At 71.0% G+C, this 2,086-nt stretch carries 2 protein-coding genes; both read left to right on the forward strand.

The annotated features are described in order from the left end of the window. Positions 1-1,092 (forward strand): inositol monophosphatase family protein (locus VFF46_RS35795; protein WP_325041691.1); only part of this gene is annotated, 1,092 nt, incomplete at its 5' end. 29 nt (positions 1,093-1,121) lie between these two features. Further along, positions 1,122-2,086: cytochrome c oxidase assembly protein (locus tag VFF46_RS35800; protein WP_325041692.1), on the forward strand; the 965-nt coding region annotated here is incomplete at its 3' end.

A 2,086-nucleotide genomic window follows, 5' to 3' on the forward strand; every position in this document is an offset into this window, starting at 1 on the left:
GCTGACGCCCGGATCTGGCTGCCCTGGAACCGGCGCGACCTGCCACCCGCGGACCTCGTCGCGGAGCTGAAGCCCGACGTCGTCAACTCGGCGTACATCTTCCTCAGCCCCGCGCTCATCGACGCAGCACACGCGGCAGGCGCCCGAATGGCCTGCTGGACCGTCGACGACGAGGACACGATGCGCTGGGTCCTCGCCACCGGCGCCGACGCCGTCACGACCAACCGGCTCCGCGTCCTGCAGCGTATCGTTGCCGAAGGCCCCGAATCCTGGAGCACCGCGCCCCGACCCGCCCTACTCACGACCGACGAGCTCGAGACAGCGGCCACGGTCGCGCACGAACTGGCCCGCTGGGCCGTCGACTACACGAGCAGCGCCGAGCTCGGCGTGATCCGTACCAAGGCCCACGCCGCCGACCACGTCACCGTGATCGACGTCGCGGTCGAGCAGCACGTCCGCGAGGTCATCGCCGAGCGGCTGCCCGGTCACCTGGTGGTGGGCGAGGAGCTCGGCGGCGTCGCCCGGCCCGGCACACCGTGCTGGTACGTCGACCCGGTGGACGGTACGGCGAACCTCGCGAACGGGATGCCGTGGACCGCGTTCTCGCTGGCGCTGGCGATCGACCGGGAGCCGCTCGTGGCGGTGGTCGGCGACGCGTGGCACGGGCAGGTGTTCTCGGCCGTCGCAGGACGCGGCGCGGCGCGGGACGGCGTACCGCTGAAGCTGCCGTCGGCCGAGGGCGCGAGCCTGACCGGGATGATGGTCAGCACCGAGCTGCAGGGGCACCAGGCCTGGCCCGGGATGTACGAGTTCTTCGACGCGCTGCGCGACCGCTTCTGCACCGTCCGGGTGATGGGATCGGGGACGCTCTCGCTGACCGGACCGGCTGCCGGACGCGGAGCCGGAGCGGTGATCGAGCGGTTCAGCCCGATCGATCACCTCGCCGCCGCGCTGATCGTTCGCGAGGCGGGCGGCGTACTCCTGGACGATGCCGGGAACGACACCGTCTGGCCCGCAACGGGCGGGATTCTCGCGGCGCGTCCGGAGTACGCGGCCGAGTTGTACGCCGTGTGGAGCTCCGCCCGCGGGTGACGAAATGCCGTGTGCCATGCTTGACGTCGATGGCTGACATGGGTGGCTTGGCGCCGCTGACCTGGGCGTCGTTCCTGGGCAGTTGGCGAGTCGCGCCGGGCTGGCTCGCGGTTGCCGTGGTGCTGGCCGGCGGGTACTGCGTGCTGCGCTGGCGCGGTCGCGGCCGGTCGACGGTGCGCGTGTGGCGCGTGGTGTCGTTCGTACTCGGCTGCGCGGTGCTGTGGGTGTGCGTGGCTTCCGGAATCGGCGCGTACTCGATGTCGGTGTTCTGGATGCACATGGTGCTGCACCTGACGCTGATCATGGTCGTTCCGATCCTGCTCGTCCTCGGGCATCCGATCACGGTCGCGCTCGAGTCCGTCCCCGCGGACCGGCAGTCCCGCGCCCGCCGGGTGGTGGCCTCGCGGCCGATGGGAGTGCTCACCCATCCGGCCACCGGGCTGGCGGTTTACACGCTGGTGATCATCGCGACCCACCTGACCGGGTTCATGGACCAGATGGCGATGCATCCCTGGCTGATGACGGCCGAGCAGGTGCTGTACGTCGCCGCCGGGTACCTGCTCTTCCTGCCGTTGCTGGGGGAGGAGCCGCTGCGTACGAGCCTGGGCTACGGGCTGCGGCTGGTGCTGTTCCTGATCGCGATGCTGCCCGACACGGTGGTCGGGATCGTGCTGCTGCAGGCACCGCGCGACCCGTTCCCGATGATGACGCAGATGCGTCCGCACTGGGCGCCCGACGCGTTGTCGGACATCCACGCCGCCGGCGGGCTGATGTGGGCGGCGGGGGACGGCCTGATGATGTGGGCTGCCGTCGGGCTGATGCTCGCCGTCGTCACGTCACCCGCGAAGCGCGACCGGATGACAGGCAGCTGGCTGGACGCGGTACGCCGTACCGTGATCTCCACCGAGGTGGGCTCCGAGCAAGTGGACCCGGACAGCGACGAGGCGCACGAGGCGTACAACCGGATGCTCCAGCGCCTCGCCGGCGAGCCGGA

Origin of the sequence: Kribbella sp. (assembly GCF_035655035.1) — a bacterium.
GTDB lineage: Bacteria > Actinomycetota > Actinomycetes > Propionibacteriales > Kribbellaceae > Kribbella.